Origin of the sequence: Streptomyces sp. NPDC014891 (assembly GCF_043081085.1) — a bacterium.
In the GTDB taxonomy this organism is placed as follows: domain Bacteria; phylum Actinomycetota; class Actinomycetes; order Streptomycetales; family Streptomycetaceae; genus Streptomyces.
Genome location: NZ_JBIBWF010000005.1, coordinates 571,774 through 589,273, shown reverse-complemented (window position 1 = coordinate 589,273; position 17,500 = coordinate 571,774). Strand labels below are relative to the sequence as shown.

Below are 17,500 nucleotides of genomic sequence, written 5' to 3'. Positions count from 1 at the left end.
CCGCGGGTCCGCCGGAAGGGCTGTCGGGCCGGAGCCGATCGGGCCACCGACCGGGCATCCTCATTCATGAGTCGGCCCACCGCATACGTCCGAACGTGCGAAAGCATGTCCGCATACTCGGCGGGCGCCTTATCACTGTACCCCGGATTCGCGCATGTGTGTTGGGAGAAATGGTGATGAGGGCACGGTCACACTGACTGACCAGCGCCTTACGGGGGGTCCGAGCGGGCTATTGTGCGCTCCATGGAGACGCCTGACAACGCCACACCGACCGGGATCGCAGCCAAGGACTGGGCGACGGCTTCCGCCGAGCCGCAGTACCGCGCCGCCGTGATCGACCTCCTCGGCGCCCTCGCCTACGGAGAGCTCGCGGCCTTCGAACGGCTCGCCGAGGACGCCAAGCTGGCGCCGACCCTCGCGGACAAGGCGGAGCTGGCGAAGATGGCCTCCGCCGAGTTCCACCACTTCGAGCGGCTGCGCGACCGCCTCGCCGCCGTCGACGCCGAGCCCACCGAGGCCATGGAGCCCTTCGCCAAGGCGCTCGACGACTTCCACCGCCAGACCGCGCCGTCGGACTGGCTGGAGGGCCTGGTCAAGGCGTACGTCGGCGACTCGATCGCCAGCGACTTCTACCGCGAGGTCGCGGCCCGCCTCGACTCCGACACCCGCGGGCTCGTCGTCTCCGTGCTCGACGACACCGGCCACGGGAACTTCGCCGTGGAGAAGGTCCGCGCCGCGATCGACGCCGACCCGCGCGTCGGCGGCCGGCTCGCGCTCTGGGCGCGCCGCCTGATGGGCGAGGCGCTCTCGCAGGCGCAGCGGGTGGTCGCCGAGCGCGACGCGCTGTCGACGATGCTGGTCGGGGGTGTCGCGGACGGGTTCGACCTGGCCGAGGTCGGCCGGATGTTCTCCCGGATCACCGAGGCCCACACCAAGCGCATGGCCGCGCTCGGTCTGGCCGCCTGAGTCCTACCCGTGAGGACGGGCTCCCGTACGCCGGCGCGGAGCCGCGCGTACGGGGGAGGGGTGTGCGGCGCTGTTCACGCCGCCGCTGATCGCCGCAGCCTGCGCGAGGCCGGCCGGATCAGCAGGGAGAGCAGAACCGCCGCCACGGCCACCGCTCCGACGAGGGTGGCGAGGAAGTGGCCGGGGCCGAGCGCCCCGTGCGTGACGAGCGCGCCGAAGACGGCGCCGAGCGTGCCGGTGGCGAGGACCCTCGCCCGGACGGGGAGGCGGTCGGGCAGCCGGTGCACGGCGGCCCAGGCCAGGGCGAAGCCGAGGAGGGCGGAGCCGAGGGCTTCCAGGAGCACAGCGAATCACCTCGCGGGGGGTGCGGGGCGGGTGTTGCGGTCGTACGCGTACCTACCCAAGTGCCCCGGAACGCAATCATCCCGTACCCCCTGACGTGGTCATTCGGGCAACCGGGGGCGCGGCGCGATCCCGGACGACCCGCACGGCGAAGGGCCCGGCGGACCGAACGGTCCACCGGGCCCCTCCCGTCAGATCCCGGGCTCAGAGAGCGCCGAAGCCCACGCGACGCACGGCGGGCTCGCCGAGCTCCACGTACGCGATCTTCTCGGCCGGCACGAGGATCTTGCGGCCCTTCTCGTCCGAGAGGCTGAGCAGCTGCGCCTTGCCGGCCAGCGCGTCGGCCACGGCGCGCTCGACCTCCTCGGCGGACTGCCCGCTCTCCAGAACGATCTCCCGGGGTGCGTGCTGCACGCCGATCTTGACCTCCACGGCTATGTCCCTCCGAACGGTCAGCGTTGCGCGGACTACCGCGCCGTACGCTGCACACATTAGCCCGGTGAGGGGACGGGTACGGCTCAGTCGCCGCACGCCAGGAGCGAACAGACCGCGGGAACGGTCAGTGGCCCTCGGCGCTGAGCTGGCCGTCCACCGCGTGCAGCGGGAAGCCGGCGATGCCCCGCCAGGCGAGCGAGGTCAGCAGTCCCACCGCCTTGTCGCGCGGGATGGCGGACCCGCTCGACAGCCAGTAGCGGGCGACGACCTGCGAGACGCCGCCGAGGCCCACGGCGAGCAGCATCGACTCGTCCTTCGAGAGGCCGGTGTCCTCGGCGATGACGTCCGAGATGGCCTCGGCGCACTGCAGGCTGACCCGGTCCACGCGCTCGCGGACGGCGGGCTCGTTGGTCAGGTCGGACTCGAAGACCAGCCGGAAGGCGCCGCCCTCGTCCTCGACGTACGCGAAGTAGGCGTCCATCGTGGCCGCGACGCGGAGCTTGTTGTCGGTGGTGGAGGCGAGGGCCGTGCGCACCGCCAGGAGGAGGGACTCGCAGTGCTGGTCGAGCAGGGCGAGGTACAGCTCCAGCTTCCCGGGGAAGTGCTGGTAGAGGACCGGCTTGCTGACGCCCGCGCGCTCGGCGATGTCGTCCATCGCGGCCGAGTGGTACCCCTGGGCGACGAAGACCTCCTGGGCGGCTCCGAGGAGCTGGTTCCGTCGGGCACGTCGCGGCAGGCGCGTGCCCCGAGGGCGTGCTGCCTCTGTCTGCTCGATGGCGCTCACGCGGCCTCCCAAGAATCGATCCATGCACGCTGTCGCGCGCGCCGCCATCGTACTTTTGGGTAACCCGGCTGTGCGCGGTGCGGACGCAGAATTTCACGGACCGGACGCTCGGGTCGACAGTCGATTCAAGATTAAACCGAACAAATCAGCGGGAGTCGTCCGCTCAGCGGTAGTCGTCCTCGTCCACGGCGACGACCCGCGCCTGCTCGGACGAGTCCGCCTCGTTCGCCGTGTCGCGCTCCACGTGGGTGCGCCGCTCGTCGTCCCGCTGCTGCAGTTCGGTGTGCTGCTCGGCGGCGTCGGCCTCCGGGGTCTCCTCGTCCAGCTCGACGTCCTCTTCCTCGGCGAATGTGTCCGGATCGGTCGGATCGACAGTCATGCGGTTCCCTCCGCCACGCGGGTCGCGGTCCTCTCCGATGGCCCTCCCTTCGAGCCTAGGAGCAGACGCGCCTCGCCGCACACGCACCTGTGACGGCACCCACACGCCCGCGTGCGTGATCGTCTCGTAATATTGCGGCCATGTCGTCGACCGAGCTGCCGGAAACCCGGACCGCCGCCGCGCCCTCCTCGCCGCGCCCCGTGCGCGCCGTCCGGGTCGCCGACGGCGAGGAGCTCCGCTCCGTCTCGCTGCCCGGACTCACCCTCACCGTGCGCGCCCGGCCGGGCGCCGAACCCGGCCTGCCGCCCGCCCTGTACGTGCACGGCCTCGGCGGTTCCTCGCAGAACTGGTCCGCGCTGATGCCGCTGCTCGCGGACGTCGTCGACGGCGAGGCGGTCGACCTGCCGGGCTTCGGCGACTCGCCGCCGCCCGACGACGGCAGGTACTCCGTGACCGCGCACGCGCGCGCGGTCATCCGGCTGCTCGACTCCCGGGGACGCGGGCCGGTCCACCTCTTCGGCAACTCGCTGGGCGGCGCCGTCGCCACCCGCGTCGCCGCGGCCCGGCCCGACCTGGTCCGCACCCTCACCCTCGTCTCGCCCGCGCTGCCCGAGCTGCGCGCCCAGCGCTCGGCCTGGCCCACGGCGCTGCTCGCGGTGCCCGGCGTCGCCTCCGCCTTCGCGCGGCTCACCAGGGACTGGACGCCCGAGCAGCGCGTCCGCGGTGTCCTCTCCCTCTGTTACGGCGACCCCGGCCGGGTCACCGACGAGGGCCTGCGGTACGCGGTGGAGGAGATGGAGCGGCGCCTGGAGCTCCCCTACTTCTGGGAGGTCATGGCCCGCTCCGCGCGCGGGATCGTCGACGCGTACACGCTCGGCGGCCAGCACGGCCTGTGGCGTCAGGCCGAACGGGTTCTCGCGCCGACGCTCCTCGTCTACGGTGGGCGCGACCAGCTCGTCTCGTACCGGATGGCCCGCAAGGCGGCCGCGGCGTTCCGCGGCTCCCGCCTGCTGACCCTGCCCGAGGCGGGGCACGTGGCGATGATGGAGTACCCCGAGACGGTCGCGCAGGCCGCCCGGGACCTGATCGCCGATCACGGCGGGAGCTGATCCGGGGCGTGGGACGACACAGTCGCAAGGGCGCCGCGCCCTCGGTGGCCGACACCGGGCAGCAACCGGCGGTCGCGCGTGCCGCGGCCCCGGCCCCGCAGGCCGCCCGCGCGCCGCAGGGCGGCACCGGACGCCGCCGCAGGCCCGCGGGCCAGGACCCGACGGGGACGCCCGCGCACGGCACGCCGATGTACGGGACCCCCGCGCACGGCACCCCCGCGCACGGCACTCCCGCCTACGGCGGCGGGGTCCACGACACCGGCTCGCACGCGGCCCTCGGCACGCCCGCGCACGGCGTCCCCGTCTACGGGGGATCCGTCCGCGGCGGGCACCCGCAGCACCAGGAGGGCACCGCCCCCCGGCCGTACGCGCCGCGGACCGGCGCCCCCCGCCCCGCCGGGGCCGACGACGAAGCCGCCGAGGCGCCGATCGTCCCGGGTCCCCGTCACGAGACCGGGACCGAGGCCGACGAGCAGGCCGCCCGGGGCGGTCTCGGCCGCACCCTCACCGGTGTCGCGGCCGCCGCCGTCGCCACCGTCCTCGCCGTCGTCGTCACCGGACAGGTCGCCGAGAAGGACGAGGCGCCGGGCACCGCCCACGCCGCCGAGCAGCCGGGCGAGCGGCCCTCGGACGACTCCGCGTCCCGCTCCGACCAGCGGGCCGTCCCGTCGAACGCGCCCTCCGCGGCCGTCAAGCCGCCGCCCACGTACGAGCAGCTCATCGCCCGCCAGTTCCCGATCGACCCGAAGCTCAAGGGGAACGGCAGGTTCAAGGCGGTGCCGGGCTTCCAGAAGGCCCCCGGCAAGGGGAATCTGGTCCGCTACCGGATCGACGTCGAGGAGGGGCTCGGCCTCGACCAGAACCTCTTCGCCACGACGGTCTTCAAGACCCTCAACGACCGTCGCAGCTGGGCCGGCAAGGGCGAGATGACCTTCGAGCGCGTCTCCAGCGGAGAGCCCCAGTTCGTCATCACGCTGGCCAGTCCGGGCACCACCGGCGTCTGGTGCGCCAAGTCCGGGCTCGACACCCTGGCCGAGAACGTGTCCTGCGACTCGGCCCAGACGGACCGGGTGATGATCAACGCGTACCGGTGGGCGCAGGGTTCGGAGACCTTCGGCCCCAAGGCGATGTTCGCGTACCGCCAGATGCTCATCAACCACGAGGTCGGGCACCGGCTCGGGCACGGCCATGTGAACTGCGGCACCGAGGGCGCCCTCGCCCCTGTGATGCAGCAGCAGACGAAGTCGCTGGACATCGGCGGAATCAAGTGCCGCCCCAACCCCTGGGTCTACCCGGGAAGTTGAGACGGCCCCTCATCCTCCGGTGATCACATGCCGAGACGAGCGTCTCAGGAATGATCGATTCGCGTTGACATCGTTCGGGCGTTCGTTCATATTTCTCGGCATGTCGCCCCGTCACGTCGTCTCCGATCGCGCCGCCTTCGAGCTGGCGCTCATCGGCGTGGCCGGGCATTGCGTCGCCGACGTTCTCTGTAGCTGACACCCCCGGGTCCGACGGCCCGGGCGGTACCCCCGGCCCGAGCGCCCCGTCAGCCGCCTTTCTCCCGCGATTCCGACGGTTTCCCGCGCCCGGGTCCCCCATTCCCGCAGGCGCGGCTCCCCTCGTCGGATCTCCCTTGCCCGGCCATTCCTCCCGAATGCCGCCGCTCGCCGCTGCCTGCGGGGAACTCCCGTCTCCCTGACCGCAGTTCTCCGAGAGGCTTTCTCCGATGCGTCAATCGTCCGCCGTCCCCCGCCGCGTGGCGGCGACCGCCGCCGGTCTCGTCCTGACCCTGGGCGTCACCGCCTGCGCCGGACCCGAGGACACCGGCGCCGCGGGCGGCACCTCCGGCAAGGCCGCGAGCGCCCCGCAGAAGGGCGGCACGCTCACCGTCCTCAACTCCGAGGCCCAGACCGACTTCGACCCCGCCCGCCTCTACACCTCCGGCGGCGGCAACGTCCCCTCGCTCGTCTTCCGCACGCTCACCACCCGCAACCGCGAGGCGGGCGCCGCCGGCACCCAGGTCGTCCCCGACCTCGCCACCGACACCGGCCGCCCCAACAAGGACGCCACCGAGTGGACGTACACGCTGAAGGAGGGCCTGAAGTTCGAGGACGGCACGCCCATCACCAGCGCCGACGTCAAGTACGGCATCGAGCGGTCCTTCGCCGCCGAACTCTCCGGCGGCGCCCCCTACCTGCGCGACTGGCTCATCGGCGGGGACACGTACCAGGGCCCCTACAAGGACAAGAAGGGCCTGGCGTCCATCGTCACCCCCGACGCCCGCACCCTCGTCTTCAAGCTGCGCAAGCCCGAGGGCGAGTTCCCCTTCGTCGCCACCCAGACCCAGTTCACCCCGGTGCCTAAGGCCAAGGACACCGGCGCGACGTACGAGGAGCACCCCGTCTCCTCCGGCCCGTACAAGGTCGTCAGGAACGAGAACGACGGCGAGCGCCTCACCCTGGAGCGCAACGAGCACTGGGACCCCGCCACCGACCAGGAGCGCAAGGCCTACCCGGACCGGATCGACGTCCGGTCCGGGCTCGACGAGGCCGTCATCAACCAGCGCCTCGCCACCTCCTCCGGCGCCGACGCCTCCGCCGTCACCACCGACACCAACCTCGGCCCGGCCGAGCTCGCCCAGGTGGGCTCCGACAAGGCCCTCGCCGCCCGCGTCGGCACCGGCCACTTCGGCTTCACCAACTACATCGCCTTCAACCCCAAGGTGAAGCCCTTCGACAACCCCAAGGTCCGCCAGGCGATCTCGTACGCGATCAACCGCACCAGCGTCGTCAACGCGGCCGGCGGCTCCGCGCTCGCCGAGCCCGCCACCACCTTCCTGCCCGAGCAGAAGGCCTTCGGCCACACGCCGTACGACCACTTCCCGGCCGGGAAGACCGGCGACCCGGAGAAGGCCAGGCAGCTCCTGAAGGAGGCCGGCCACCCCGACGGGCTCACCGTCACCCTGCTGCACTCCACCGCGCAGAACCGCACCACGAGCCCCGAGATCGCCACCGCCGTCCAGGAGGCCCTCGGCAAGGCCGGCATCACGGTCGAGCTCGACGGCCAGGAGCCCAACTCCTTCAACGAGAAGCGCTGGAGCGTCAAGAACGCCCCCGGCTTCTTCCTCTCCCGCTGGGGCGCCGACTGGCCCGCCGGCGGACCGTTCCTCGCGCCGATCTTCGACGGACGGCAGATCGTCGCCGACGGCTCCAACTACAACCACGCCCAGCTGAACGACCCGGCGGTCAACCGGGAGATCGACGAGATCAACAAGCTGACCGACCTCAAGGCCGCCGCCGCCCGCTGGGGCGCGCTCGACAAGAAGATCGGCGAGCAGGCCCTCGACGTGCCGCTCTTCCACCCCGTCTACAAGCGGCTGGTCGGCAAGAACGTCAAGAACGTCGTCATCAGCGACTGGACCGGCGTCCTCGACGTCTCGCAGGTCGCGGTCAGGTGACCGCTCCGACCGACACGACGGCGCCCGTGGCGGGTCTCCCCGCCGCGGGCGCCGCCCGGCAGGTGTGGCGACGGCTCCGCACCCGCCCCGCCGCCCTCGTCTCCGCCGCCGTCCTCCTCCTGCTCGTCGTCCTCGCCCTCGCCGCACCGCTGCTCGCGGCCCTGGAGGGCCAGGACCCCCACACGTACCACGACGACCTCGTCGACTCGGCCCGCGGCGGCGTCCCGTACGGCGCCTTCGGCGGGGCGAGCGCCGACCACTGGCTCGGCGTCGAGCCCGGCACCGGCCGCGACCTCTTCGTCCGCCTCCTGTACGGGGCCCGGATCTCGCTGCTCGTCGCCGTCGGCGCGACCGTCGTCCAGGTCCTCGTCGGCGTCCTCGTCGGACTCGCCGCCGGGCTCGGCGGCCGCTGGGCCGACGGCGTCCTCGGCCGGCTCACCGACGTCCTCGTCGCCCTCCCGATGCTCGTCCTCGCCGTCGCCCTGACCGCCGTCGTGCCGCGCGACTTCCCCCGGCCCCTGCTGCTGGTCCTCGTCATCGGCCTCCTCGGCTGGGCCGGGACCTCGCGGATCGTCCGCGCCCAGACCCTCACCCTGCGCAGCCTCGACTTCGTCGCCGCCTCGCGGCTCGCCGGCTCCGGACCGTGGCGGACCGCCCGCCGCGAACTCCTGCCCTCCCTCGCCGCCCCCGTCATCACCTACGCGGCGATCCTCGTCCCGACCAACATCGTCGTCGAGGCCTCCCTGTCCTTCCTCGGCGTGGGCGTCACCCCGCCCACCCCGTCCTGGGGGCAGATGCTGTCGACCGCGCAGACCTGGTTCCGGGCCGACCCCGCGTACGTCCTGCTGCCCGCCGGACTGCTCTTCGTCACCGTGCTCGCCTTCACCGTCCTCGGCGACGCGGTCCGCACGGCCCTCGACCCGCGCGAGGCGAGCCGCCTGCGCGTGGGCACCCGCAAGGAGACCTCCTGATGACCCGCTTCGTCCTCAAGCGGCTCGCGGGCGCCGTGCTCGTCCTGCTGGCCCTGTCGGTCCTCGTCTACACGCTCTTCTACCTGGCGCCCGGCGACCCCGCGCGGCTCGCCTGCGGCGAACGCTGCAACCCGCAGCAGATCGCCCAGGTCCGCGAGCAGCTCGGCCTGAACGACAGCATGCCCGTCCAGTACCTGCACTTCCTCCAGGGCGTCCTCACCGGCCGCGACTACTCCACCGGCACCTCCGTCGTGCACTGCGACGCGCCCTGCCTCGGCCTCTCCTACCAGAGCGACCAGCAGGTCACCGCACTCGTCCTGGAGCGCCTCCCCGCCACCGCGTCCCTCACCCTCGGTGCCATGGCCGTCTGGCTCGTCATCGGCGTCGGCACCGGACTGCTCTCCGCGCTGCGCCGGGGCGGCCCCACCGAGCGGATCCTGACCCTGCTCACCCTCGCCGGGACCGGCACCCCCGTCTTCATCCTCGGCCTGCTCCTCCTCATGGCCGTCTGCGCCTACCTCCGGTGGCTGCCCTTCCCCAGCTACGTACCGCTCGGCGAGGACGCCGAGCAGTGGGCCTGGAACATGCTGCTGCCCTGGCTCACCCTCGGCCTCTTCGAGTCCGCCAAGTACGCCCGGCTCACCCGGAGCGCCACCCTGGAGACGCTCGCCGAGGACCACATCCGCACCTTCCGCGCCTACGGGGTCGCGGAGCGGTCCGTCGTCACCCGCCACGCGCTGCGCGGCGCCGTCCCGCCCGTCGTCGCGGTCAGCGCCGTAGACCTCGGATCCATGTTCGGCGGGGCGGTGCTCACCGAGTCCCTCTTCGGCATCCCCGGACTCGGCAAGACCCTCATCGACGGGGTGCGCGCGATCGACCTGCCCGTGGTGGTGGGCGTGGTCATGGTGACGGGCACGTTCGTCGTCCTCGCCAACGTCCTCGCGGACCTGCTCTACGCGGCCGCCGACCGAAGGGTGGTCCTCAGGTGACCCCGCCGCTCGTCGAAGTACAGGACCTCACCGTCGAGTTCGCACGGAACGGGGACCCCGTCCGGGCCGTCGACGGGCTCTCCCTCACCCTCGGCGAAGGGCGCGCCCTCGCCCTCGTCGGCGAGTCCGGCAGCGGCAAGTCCACGGTCGCCGCAGCCCTCCTCGGCCTCCACCGCGGGACCGGGGCACGGGTCGGCGGGACCGTGCGGGTCGGCGGCATCGACGTGGCCACGGCGGGGCCGGGCGAACTGCGGCGGCTGCGCGGCGGAGTCGCCGCCATGGTCTTCCAGGACCCGCTGTCCGCCCTCGACCCCTACTACGCCGTCGGCGACCAGATCGCCGAGGTCCACCGCGTCCACGCCGGCGGCACGCGCCGGGCCGCCCGTGCCCGCGCCGTCCAGGTCCTCGACCGGGTCGGCATCCCCGACGCGGCCCGGCGCTCCCGGTCCCGCCCGCACGAGTTCAGCGGCGGCATGCGCCAGCGGGCCCTGCTCGCGATGGCCCTCGCCTGCGAGCCCCGCCTCCTCGTCGCCGACGAACCGACCACCGCCCTGGACGTCACCGTGCAGGCCCAGATCCTCGACCTGCTGCACGAGCTGCGGCGCGAGACGGGAACGGCGCTGCTGCTCGTCACCCACGACGTGGGCGTCGCCGCCGGGAGCGTCGACGAGGTGCTCGTCATGCGGGACGGCCGCGAGGTCGAACGCGGCCCCGTGGGACGGGTGCTGGGCGCCCCGGCGGAGCCGTACACCCGGAGGCTGCTCGCCGCGGTGCCCCGGCTGGACGGGCCCGTGCGGGAGCCCGCCGCGCCGCGGGGACGGCCGCTCCTCGACGTACGGGACCTGCGGAAGGTGTTCGGGCGGGGGCCCCGGGCCGTGACCGCCGTGGAGGGCGCCTCGCTCACCCTCCACGCGGGCGAGACCCTCGGCGTCGTCGGAGAGTCCGGCAGCGGCAAGACCACCCTCGGACGCATGCTGGTGCGGCTCCTCGACCCCACCGCCGGCCGGCTCCGCTACGACGGGACCGACATCGGAGCCCTGTCCGAGCGGGAACTGCGCCCCTACCGCCGCGAGCTCCAGATGGTCTTCCAGGACCCGGTGTCCTCCCTCAACCCGCGCCGCTCCGTCGGCGAGTCGATCGCCGACCCGCTGCGGGCGGCGGGGGAGCGGGACGAGACCCGGATCCGGGGCCGCGTCCGGGAACTGCTCGACCGGGTGGGGCTCGACCCCGACCGCCACGAGGCCTACCCGCACGAGTTCAGCGGCGGCCAGCGCCAGCGCGTCGGCATCGCCCGCGCCCTCGCCGCCGAACCCCGGATCGTCGTCTGCGACGAACCGGTCTCCGCCCTCGACGTCACCACCCAGGCCCAGGTGACCGCCCTGCTCGCCGAACTCCAGGCGGAACTCGGCCTGGGACTGGTCTTCATCGCCCACGACCTCGCCGTCGTCCGCCGGGTCAGCGACCGGGTCGCCGTCATGCGGGCGGGCCGGATCGTCGAACAGGGCACGGTCGCCGAGGTGTACGGCGCACCCCGGGACCCGTACACCCGGGAACTGCTCGCCGCCGTTCCCTCGCTCGACCCGGCGCGCGCCGCGGACGCCCGCGAACGGCGCCGCGCGGGACGGCGGGAAATGGCCGCCGCCTGACCCTCCGTGACCGTTCTGGGGCCTAGCGCGACAGAACGCTACCGGGGAGGGAAAGTTACGTGCATTCACCCCTTCCGGTGGTGCGACGGACAACCGTCCGTCGCACCCCCGGTGTCTCCGCTTACGTTCTTCCCGCTGCCAGTCGCCGGACCAACGGTGGCCGTCGTCAAGGGAGATCGGGGGTGCACGCGTGCGGATCGGACTGCTCACGGAGGGTGGCTACCCGTACGCCGCCGGTGAGTCCGGACTCTGGTGCGAGCGGCTCGTACGCGGACTCGGACAGCACCAGTTCGACCTCTACGCCCTCGGTGGGACCGGCACCGCCCGGCCGCTCCCCCCGAACGCCCGCGTCGCACGCACCGCTCCGCCGGGCGGCCCCGACTCGGGGCCGGCGGCCGGCGGCCCCCGCGAACGCACCGCCCTGAGCGGCCCCCGCGCCGCCCGCCGCGCCTACGGACGGCGCGAACGGCGCCGCTTCACCGAGGCCTACCACCAGCTGGCGCTGGGCGTCTGCGCCGCCGAGACCGGTCGGGGCCCGGCGGGCGGGACCACGCCCGGACCGGACGGAACCCTGCCCGGCACCGCCTTCGCCGAGGGCCTCTACGCACTCGCCGAACTCGCCCGCGAACGCGGCGGCCTCCCCGGCGCACTCCGCTCCGACGACGCCGTCCGCGCCCTCGAAGCCGCCTGCCGGGCACCCGGCGCCCGCCGCGGCGCCGCCGCCGCGGGACTCCCCGACCACCTCGCCTTCGCCGAACACCTCGCGCGCACCCTGCGCCCCCTCTCCCTCGACTGGTACCAGGAGGACGCGCTCGGCGCGGCCGACCTCTGCCACGCCGCCGCCGGCGGCACCACCGCCCTCCCCGGCCTGCTGGCCAAACGCTTCTTCGGCACCCCGCTGCTCGTCACCGAGTACGGCGTCCAGCTCCGCTCCCACTACCTGTCGCCCGCCGGCGCCGACCGCAGCGCGCCCCTGCGCACCCTGCTCGCCGCCCTCCACGGCAGGCTCGCCGCCGAGGTCTACGGCCAGGCCGCGCTCCTCACCCCCGGCAACGCCCACACCCGCCGCTGGCAGGAGAGATGCGGCGCCGACCGCGCCCGGATCCGCACCGTCCACCCCGGCATGGCGGCCGACCGCTTCGCCGAGGTCGGCGAGGACGAGGAGAGCGGCGACCCCGCCACCCTCGTCTGGGTCGGCCGGGCCGAACCCGCCAAGGACCTCATCGCCCTCCTGCACGCCTTCGCCGAGATCCGGGCGCGGCAGCCCGACGCCCGGCTGAGGATCGTCGCCGTACCCGCCCGCGACCCGGGCTCCGGCGCCTACCTCGCCCACATCAGGGCACTCGCCGCCCAGCTCTTCCCCGACGAGGCGGCCGGCGCGCACGCCGTCGGCGAGAACCCCGTCGCCTTCGAGGAACTCGGCGGCCCCGAGGCGCCCACCCTGGAGGACACCTACGCCTCCGGCGCGGTCGTCGTGCTGTCCAGCGTCGTCGAGGGCTTCCCCGCGAGCCTCGTCGAGGCCATGTTCTGCGGCCGGGCCACCGTCTCGACCGACGTCGGCGCCGTCGTCGAGATCATCGGCGGCACCGGCCTCGTCGTCCCGCCGCGCAACCCCCGGGCACTCTCCGACGCCTGCCTCGCGCTGCTCCGCGAACCCGAGCGCCGCCACCGGCTCGGCGCCGCCGCCCGCGCCCGCGCACTCGAACTCTTCACCGTCGAACAGAACCTCGCCGCGTTCCGCGGCATCTACCTCGAACTCCTCTCCCACGCGCCGGTGCGCCACCGCCCCGGGGACGGCGTGCTCTTCGCCCATCCCGCGGAGGCACACGTACCGGGCAGCTGGGCGCACAAGGGCGTGGCCGCCGGGACGGGAGCCCCCGATGCCTGAAGGAGACACCCCCATGCACGGCTCCGCCGCCCCGACGAGCCCCGGAGCCTGGGACGCCCGCTCCGAAGCCCTTCTCGGAACCCCCGCACTCACCCCCCGGACGGGCGGCGTCCTCGACGCACCCGCCCCCGAGGAGACCGTCGAAGGACCGCCGTCCGGGATAGCCCCGGAGGAGACGACCGAGACCGCGCCCGCCGCCAGCGCCGCCGCCGACGCCACCGGCCCGGCCGGCTCCGCCGCGCCGCCCGTCGCGGCGGGCGACCCGCCGGCCCCGTCGGCCACCCCGGCCGCGCACCCCGCCGCCCGCCCCCGGCGCGGCACCGCCGACCCCGTCAAGGTCCTCATGCACCGGCACCGGGAGCTCTGCGCCCGCGCCGTCGACCCGCTGGAGATCGCCGCCGGACTGGAGGCCCAGGGCTTCACCGACCGGACCGCCGCCCGCTTCCGGCACCGCGACGTGTTCTCGCTGGCCGAGGAGCTCTACGCGCGCGTGCCCCGGGACGGCGAGCCCGCCGCACCCCCCGCACCCCCGCGCGCGGACACCGACGGCCGACTGCTCCCCGCCCTCGCCCCCGGCGCGGCCGCCGCGCTCACCGGCGTCGGACTCGCCACCACCCACGGCCCGCTGCGCCTCGCCGTCGGCGCCACCGGCGCCCTGCTGCTCACCGCCGCGCTCCTCCTCGCCGTCCGGCGCGGACCCCTCCGCGCCCCCGACGGCGGCGGCGTGCCCGCCGCGGGGCTCTGGACCGGCTGGCTGGCGGCCTACGCGGTCTGCGGCGACGGACTCCTCACCCAGGTGCTCAGCGGCGGCCCCGACGGCCCCTGGGACCTGACCCCCGGACCCGTCCTCGCCCTCGCCGTCGCCGTCGCACCTGCCGCCTGGTCCGCCCGGCTCTTCGCCGCTCGGGCCCGCCGCCGCATCGGCGACAGCCGGGGCCTCGCCGACTTCGCCGCCGGGATCCGCCCGCTGCTCCTCGGCGCCGTCGCCCTCCCGCTCCTCGCCCTCACCCTGCTCCTGGCGCTCACCGGGTTCAGCTCCGGGGCCCTCGCCCTCGGCGCGCTCCTCCTGCTCGCCCGCCTCCTCACCGTCCACGGCTTCCCCGAGAAGGCCTCGGCCGCTCTCGCCGCCGCCGGCGCCGCCGAGGCGCTCGCCCTCACGAGCGTCCTCGCCGCCCGCGTCCCCGTCCCCGGCTTCGACGCGCTCGCCGCCCCCGTGCGGGCCGCCGTCGACACCTGGGGCCCCGGGGTCGTCCCCACTCTCGTCTGCGGCGCCGCCGCGCTCGGCCTGCTGGCCCACGCGACCGGCTCCCTCTCCCGGGCCTCGGCCCACGCCGCCCCGTGAGACCCCCGCGAGAACCCCCCGTGGGAACCCACCACGACCCGGGGCGGAGGCCGGGCGACCCCAGCAACCCACACCCCGCCGGGCCTCCCTCCGAGAAACCCCGTCGCACCCGCGGAGCCGACGCCGCGGGCGCGTCCCGTCACCCCTCTCATCACCCCGCAAGGAGACCTAAGACCATGACCCCGCAAGCCCAAGCAACGGCCGGTCGGCACGAAGGGGCCGCACGATGAGGGTGCTACTGCTCGGAGCCAACGGCTTCATCGGCCGCTTCGTCGCCGACCGGCTCCTCGCCGACCCGGCGGTCCACCTCACCGCCCTCGGCCGGGGCGACGACGCCGACGTGCGCTTCGACCTTGCCTCCGGCAGCCCGGGCGCGCTGACCCGGTTCCTCGACGCCGTCCACCCCGGGGTCGTCGTCAACTGCGCCGGAGCCACCCGGGGCGGTGCCCGCGACCTCACCCGGCACAACACCGTCGCCGTCGCCACCGTCTGCGAGGCCCTCCGCCGCAGCGGCTGCGGAGCCCGCCTCGTCCAGGTCGGCTGCGCCTCGGAGTACGGGCCCAGCCAGCCCGGCTCCTCCACCGCCGAGGACGCCGTGCCCCGCCCCGGCGGCCCGTACGGCGTGTCGAAGCTCGCCGCCACCGAACTCGTCCTCGGCTCCGGCCTCGACGCCGTCGTCCTCCGCGTCTTCTCGCCCGTCGGCCCCGGCACCCCCGCCGGCTCCCCGCTCGGCCGGCTCGCCGAGGCGATGCGCCGGGCCATGCAGGCCGGCGACGGCGAGCTCAAGCTCAGCGGTCTCGGCGTGCAGCGGGACTTCGTCGACGTCCGGGACGTGGCGCGGGCCGTGCACGCCGCCTCGCTCTCCGCCGCCCAGGGCGTCGTCAACATCGGCACCGGCCGCGCGGTCCGCCTCCGGGACGCCGCCGCCGTCCTCGCCCGGGTCGCCGGGTACGCCGGCAACCTGAACGAACTGGACGCCCCGCACGGCATGCCGCAGCGCCCGATGATCGGCGCCCCCCGCACCGAGGGGACCATCGCCGACCAGCTGGCCTCCACGCCCTACCCGTACCCCGACGGCTGCGGCCCCTGGCAGCAGGCCGACGTCCGGACCGCCCGCGACCGGCTCGGCTGGCGGCCCCGGATCAACCTGGAGGAGTCGCTCGCCGACATCTGGATGGAGGCGGCGTGTCGCATCTGACGGCGACCACCGGGGCCGTGAAGGAGGCCCTCGGGGTGGGCGTGCCCGGCTACGCCCACCCGCTCCTCGCCCCGGTCGAATGGGGCGAACTGACCCGCCCCGGCACCCCGGTGCACTGGGCCGTGCTCAACGTCGCGGACGGTCCGGGCAGCCGCCCGGACCCGCACTGCCTGGAGGCGGCGGGCCGGCTCCGCAACGCCGGCGTCCGGGTCCTCGGGCACCTGGACGCCGCCCACGGCTCCCGCCCGTTCGGCGAGCTGGTCGCGGACGCGCACCGCTTCGTCGACTGGTACAAGGTGGACGGCTACTACCTGGACCGCTGCCCGGCGGACCGGGCGGACCTGGCCGGCGTGCGCCGGGTCACCGCGACCCTGGAGGCGATCCTCGGCGGCGAGGCCCACCTGGTCCTCGGCCTCGGCACCCACCCCCACCCCGGCTACGCCGAGGCCGCCGACCAGCTGGTGACCTTCTCGGGTGCCTGGGCGGACTACCGCTGGTCGCAGGTGGCGGAGTGGACGGCCGAGTACACGGAGGCGAAGTTCGTCCACCTGGTGCACGGCGTACCCCGCACCCACCTGGAGGAGGCCCTGCGGATCGCCCGCTGGCAGGGGGCCGGGACGATCTTCTTCACCGACCGCCCGGGGGGTCCTGGACAAAGCACGCCATTCCACTCGCTGCCCGGCTACTGGGACGAAATCGTCTCGCGGATCGGACCGGGTGTCTCGGAATGAGAAGAGGCGTGGCAGTGTTACGGGGAGAACAACCGTACTGACATACCGACAACCGGAGTCCCCGTGTCGCTGCCACCCCTGGTCGAGCCGGCTGCCGAGCTCACCGTAGACGAGGTCCGCAGGTACTCCCGCCACCTGATCATCCCGGACGTCGGGATGGACGGGCAGAAGCGGCTGAAGAACGCCAAGGTGCTGTGCGTCGGCGCCGGCGGCCTCGGCTCGCCGGCGCTGATGTACCTGGCCGCCGCCGGCGTGGGCACGCTCGGCATCGTGGAGTTCGACGAGGTCGACGAGTCGAACCTCCAGCGCCAGATCATCCACAGCCAGGCCGACATCGGTCGTTCCAAGGCCGCGTCGGCGCGCGACAGCGTGCTCGGCATCAACCCGTACGTGAACGTGATCCTCCACGAAGAGCGGCTCGAGGCCGAGAACGTGATGGACATCTTCAGCCAGTACGACCTGATCGTCGACGGCACCGACAACTTCGCCACCCGTTACCTGGTGAACGACGCCTGCGTGCTGCTGAACAAGCCGTACGTGTGGGGTTCGATCTACCGCTTCGACGGCCAGGCGTCCGTGTTCTGGTCCGAGTACGGCCCCTGCTACCGCTGCCTCTACCCGGAGCCCCCGCCGCCGGGCATGGTCCCGTCCTGCGCCGAGGGCGGCGTCCTGGGCGTGCTGTGCGCGTCCATCGGCTCCATCCAGGTCACCGAGGCCATCAAGGTCCTGGCCGGCGTGGGCGACCCGCTGGTCGGCCGCCTGATGATCTACGACGCCCTGGAGATGCAGTACCGCCAGGTGAAGGTCCGCAAGGACCCGAACTGCGCGGTCTGCGGCGAGAACCCGACCGTCACCGAGCTCATCGACTACGAGGCCTTCTGCGGCGTCGTGTCCGAGGAGGCCCAGGAGGCGGCCCTCGGCTCCACGATCACTCCCAAGCAGCTCAAGGAGTGGATCGACGACGGCGAGAACATCGACATCATCGACGTCCGCGAGCCGAACGAGTACGAGATCGTCTCGATCCCGGGCGCGCGCCTGATCCCGAAGAACGAGTTCCTGATGGGCACCGCCCTCCAGGACCTCCCGCAGGACAAGCGGATCGTCCTGCACTGCAAGACGGGTGTCCGCAGTGCGGAGGTCCTCGCGGTGCTCAAGTCCGCGGGCTTCTCCGACGCCGTGCACGTCGGCGGCGGCGTGATCGGCTGGGTCCACCAGATCGAGCCCGAGAAGCCGGTCTACTAGTCGGCCGCTGGAAGGGCC

General features: G+C 74.0%; 17 protein-coding genes. 13 read left to right on the top strand and 4 right to left on the bottom strand.

Going from position 1 to position 17,500, the window contains the following annotated elements; genetic code table 11:
• Positions 1-243 precede the first annotated feature (243 nt).
• Positions 244-966 carry a ferritin-like fold-containing protein gene (locus ACF09E_RS17945; protein ID WP_361861638.1) on the top strand — a complete coding sequence of 241 codons (723 nt, stop codon included), beginning with the start codon at positions 244-246 and terminating at the stop codon, positions 964-966.
• A 74-nt stretch (positions 967-1,040) separates the two neighbouring features.
• On the opposite strand, the gene ACF09E_RS17940 is transcribed toward ACF09E_RS17945, so the two are convergent.
• From ACF09E_RS17940 to ACF09E_RS17925, 4 genes are all read right to left on the bottom strand, one after another.
• The gene (locus ACF09E_RS17940; protein WP_392206034.1) at positions 1,041-1,310 is read right to left on the bottom strand and encodes a hypothetical protein; all 270 of its coding nucleotides are present in this window, start codon (positions 1,308-1,310) and stop codon (positions 1,041-1,043) included.
• A gap of 202 nt (positions 1,311-1,512) precedes the next feature.
• Positions 1,513-1,740, bottom strand: coding sequence for a DUF3107 domain-containing protein (locus ACF09E_RS17935; RefSeq protein ID WP_187284102.1), 228 nt, complete (start codon positions 1,738-1,740; stop codon positions 1,513-1,515).
• Positions 1,741-1,867: 127 nt separating this feature from the next.
• Positions 1,868-2,527, bottom strand: coding sequence for a TetR/AcrR family transcriptional regulator (locus tag ACF09E_RS17930; RefSeq protein WP_030320731.1), 660 nt, complete (start codon positions 2,525-2,527; stop codon positions 1,868-1,870).
• A 163-nt stretch (positions 2,528-2,690) separates the two neighbouring features.
• Positions 2,691-2,906: a hypothetical protein gene (locus ACF09E_RS17925; protein WP_392206033.1), complete on the bottom strand. Its 216-nt coding sequence runs from the start codon at positions 2,904-2,906 to the stop codon at positions 2,691-2,693.
• 140 nt (positions 2,907-3,046) lie between these two features.
• On the opposite strand from ACF09E_RS17925, the gene ACF09E_RS17920 reads away from it, so the two are divergent.
• The 12 genes from ACF09E_RS17920 to moeZ all read left to right on the top strand — a co-directional run bounded on the left by ACF09E_RS17920 (position 3,047) and on the right by moeZ (position 17,482).
• Positions 3,047-4,015, top strand: a complete 969-nt coding sequence (locus ACF09E_RS17920; protein WP_392206032.1) for an alpha/beta fold hydrolase — start codon at positions 3,047-3,049, stop codon at positions 4,013-4,015.
• A gap of 8 nt (positions 4,016-4,023) precedes the next feature.
• Positions 4,024-5,319 carry a DUF3152 domain-containing protein gene (locus tag ACF09E_RS17915; RefSeq protein WP_392206031.1) on the top strand — a complete coding sequence of 432 codons (1,296 nt, stop codon included), beginning with the start codon at positions 4,024-4,026 and terminating at the stop codon, positions 5,317-5,319.
• A 100-nt stretch (positions 5,320-5,419) separates the two neighbouring features.
• A complete protein-coding gene (locus tag ACF09E_RS17910) occupies positions 5,420-5,515 on the top strand; it encodes an Ms4533A family Cys-rich leader peptide (RefSeq protein WP_388793252.1) in 96 nt (31 codons plus the stop codon).
• A gap of 229 nt (positions 5,516-5,744) precedes the next feature.
• Positions 5,745-7,475 carry an ABC transporter substrate-binding protein gene (locus tag ACF09E_RS17905; RefSeq protein WP_392206030.1) on the top strand — a complete coding sequence of 577 codons (1,731 nt, stop codon included), beginning with the start codon at positions 5,745-5,747 and terminating at the stop codon, positions 7,473-7,475.
• Positions 7,472-8,446: an ABC transporter permease gene (locus tag ACF09E_RS17900; protein WP_392206029.1), complete on the top strand. Its 975-nt coding sequence runs from the start codon at positions 7,472-7,474 to the stop codon at positions 8,444-8,446. The genes ACF09E_RS17905 and ACF09E_RS17900 overlap by 4 nt, the downstream gene beginning before the upstream one ends.
• The gene (locus ACF09E_RS17895) at positions 8,446-9,435 is read left to right on the top strand and encodes an ABC transporter permease (protein ID WP_392206028.1); all 990 of its coding nucleotides are present in this window, start codon (positions 8,446-8,448) and stop codon (positions 9,433-9,435) included. The genes ACF09E_RS17900 and ACF09E_RS17895 overlap by 1 nt, the downstream gene beginning before the upstream one ends.
• Positions 9,432-11,081, top strand: a complete 1,650-nt coding sequence (locus tag ACF09E_RS17890; RefSeq protein ID WP_392206027.1) for a dipeptide ABC transporter ATP-binding protein — start codon at positions 9,432-9,434, stop codon at positions 11,079-11,081. The genes ACF09E_RS17895 and ACF09E_RS17890 overlap by 4 nt, the downstream gene beginning before the upstream one ends.
• A 190-nt stretch (positions 11,082-11,271) precedes the next feature.
• Positions 11,272-12,969 carry a glycosyltransferase gene (locus ACF09E_RS17885; RefSeq protein ID WP_392206026.1) on the top strand — a complete coding sequence of 566 codons (1,698 nt, stop codon included), beginning with the start codon at positions 11,272-11,274 and terminating at the stop codon, positions 12,967-12,969.
• Positions 12,962-14,311 carry a hypothetical protein gene (locus ACF09E_RS17880; RefSeq protein WP_392206025.1) on the top strand — a complete coding sequence of 450 codons (1,350 nt, stop codon included), beginning with the start codon at positions 12,962-12,964 and terminating at the stop codon, positions 14,309-14,311. Before ACF09E_RS17885 ends, ACF09E_RS17880 begins: the two co-directional genes overlap by 8 nt.
• A 226-nt stretch (positions 14,312-14,537) precedes the next feature.
• Positions 14,538-15,509: an NAD-dependent epimerase/dehydratase family protein gene (locus ACF09E_RS17875; RefSeq protein WP_392206024.1), complete on the top strand. Its 972-nt coding sequence runs from the start codon at positions 14,538-14,540 to the stop codon at positions 15,507-15,509.
• Positions 15,497-16,240 carry a spherulation-specific family 4 protein gene (locus tag ACF09E_RS17870; RefSeq protein ID WP_392206023.1) on the top strand — a complete coding sequence of 248 codons (744 nt, stop codon included), beginning with the start codon at positions 15,497-15,499 and terminating at the stop codon, positions 16,238-16,240. Before ACF09E_RS17875 ends, ACF09E_RS17870 begins: the two co-directional genes overlap by 13 nt.
• Before the next feature lie 63 nt (positions 16,241-16,303).
• Positions 16,304-17,482, top strand: coding sequence for an adenylyltransferase/sulfurtransferase MoeZ (moeZ, locus tag ACF09E_RS17865; RefSeq protein WP_361852497.1), 1,179 nt, complete (start codon positions 16,304-16,306; stop codon positions 17,480-17,482).
• The last annotated feature ends 18 nt before the right edge of the window (positions 17,483-17,500 follow it).

What these genes read in the sequence shown, in the direction of transcription:
- ACF09E_RS17945 (WP_361861638.1), top strand. Translation starts at nt 244, where the DNA reads ATGGAGACGCCTGACAACGCCACACCGACCGGGATCGCAGCCAAGGAC.
- ACF09E_RS17925 (WP_392206033.1), bottom strand. Translation starts at nt 2,906, where the DNA reads ATGACTGTCGATCCGACCGATCCGGACACATTCGCCGAGGAAGAGGAC.
- ACF09E_RS17920 (WP_392206032.1), top strand. Translation starts at nt 3,047, where the DNA reads ATGTCGTCGACCGAGCTGCCGGAAACCCGGACCGCCGCCGCGCCCTCC.
- ACF09E_RS17910 (WP_388793252.1), top strand. Translation starts at nt 5,420, where the DNA reads ATGTCGCCCCGTCACGTCGTCTCCGATCGCGCCGCCTTCGAGCTGGCG.
- ACF09E_RS17905 (WP_392206030.1), top strand. Translation starts at nt 5,745, where the DNA reads ATGCGTCAATCGTCCGCCGTCCCCCGCCGCGTGGCGGCGACCGCCGCC.
- ACF09E_RS17895 (WP_392206028.1), top strand. Translation starts at nt 8,446, where the DNA reads ATGACCCGCTTCGTCCTCAAGCGGCTCGCGGGCGCCGTGCTCGTCCTG.
- ACF09E_RS17880 (WP_392206025.1), top strand. Translation starts at nt 12,962, where the DNA reads ATGCCTGAAGGAGACACCCCCATGCACGGCTCCGCCGCCCCGACGAGC.
- ACF09E_RS17875 (WP_392206024.1), top strand. Translation starts at nt 14,538, where the DNA reads ATGAGGGTGCTACTGCTCGGAGCCAACGGCTTCATCGGCCGCTTCGTC.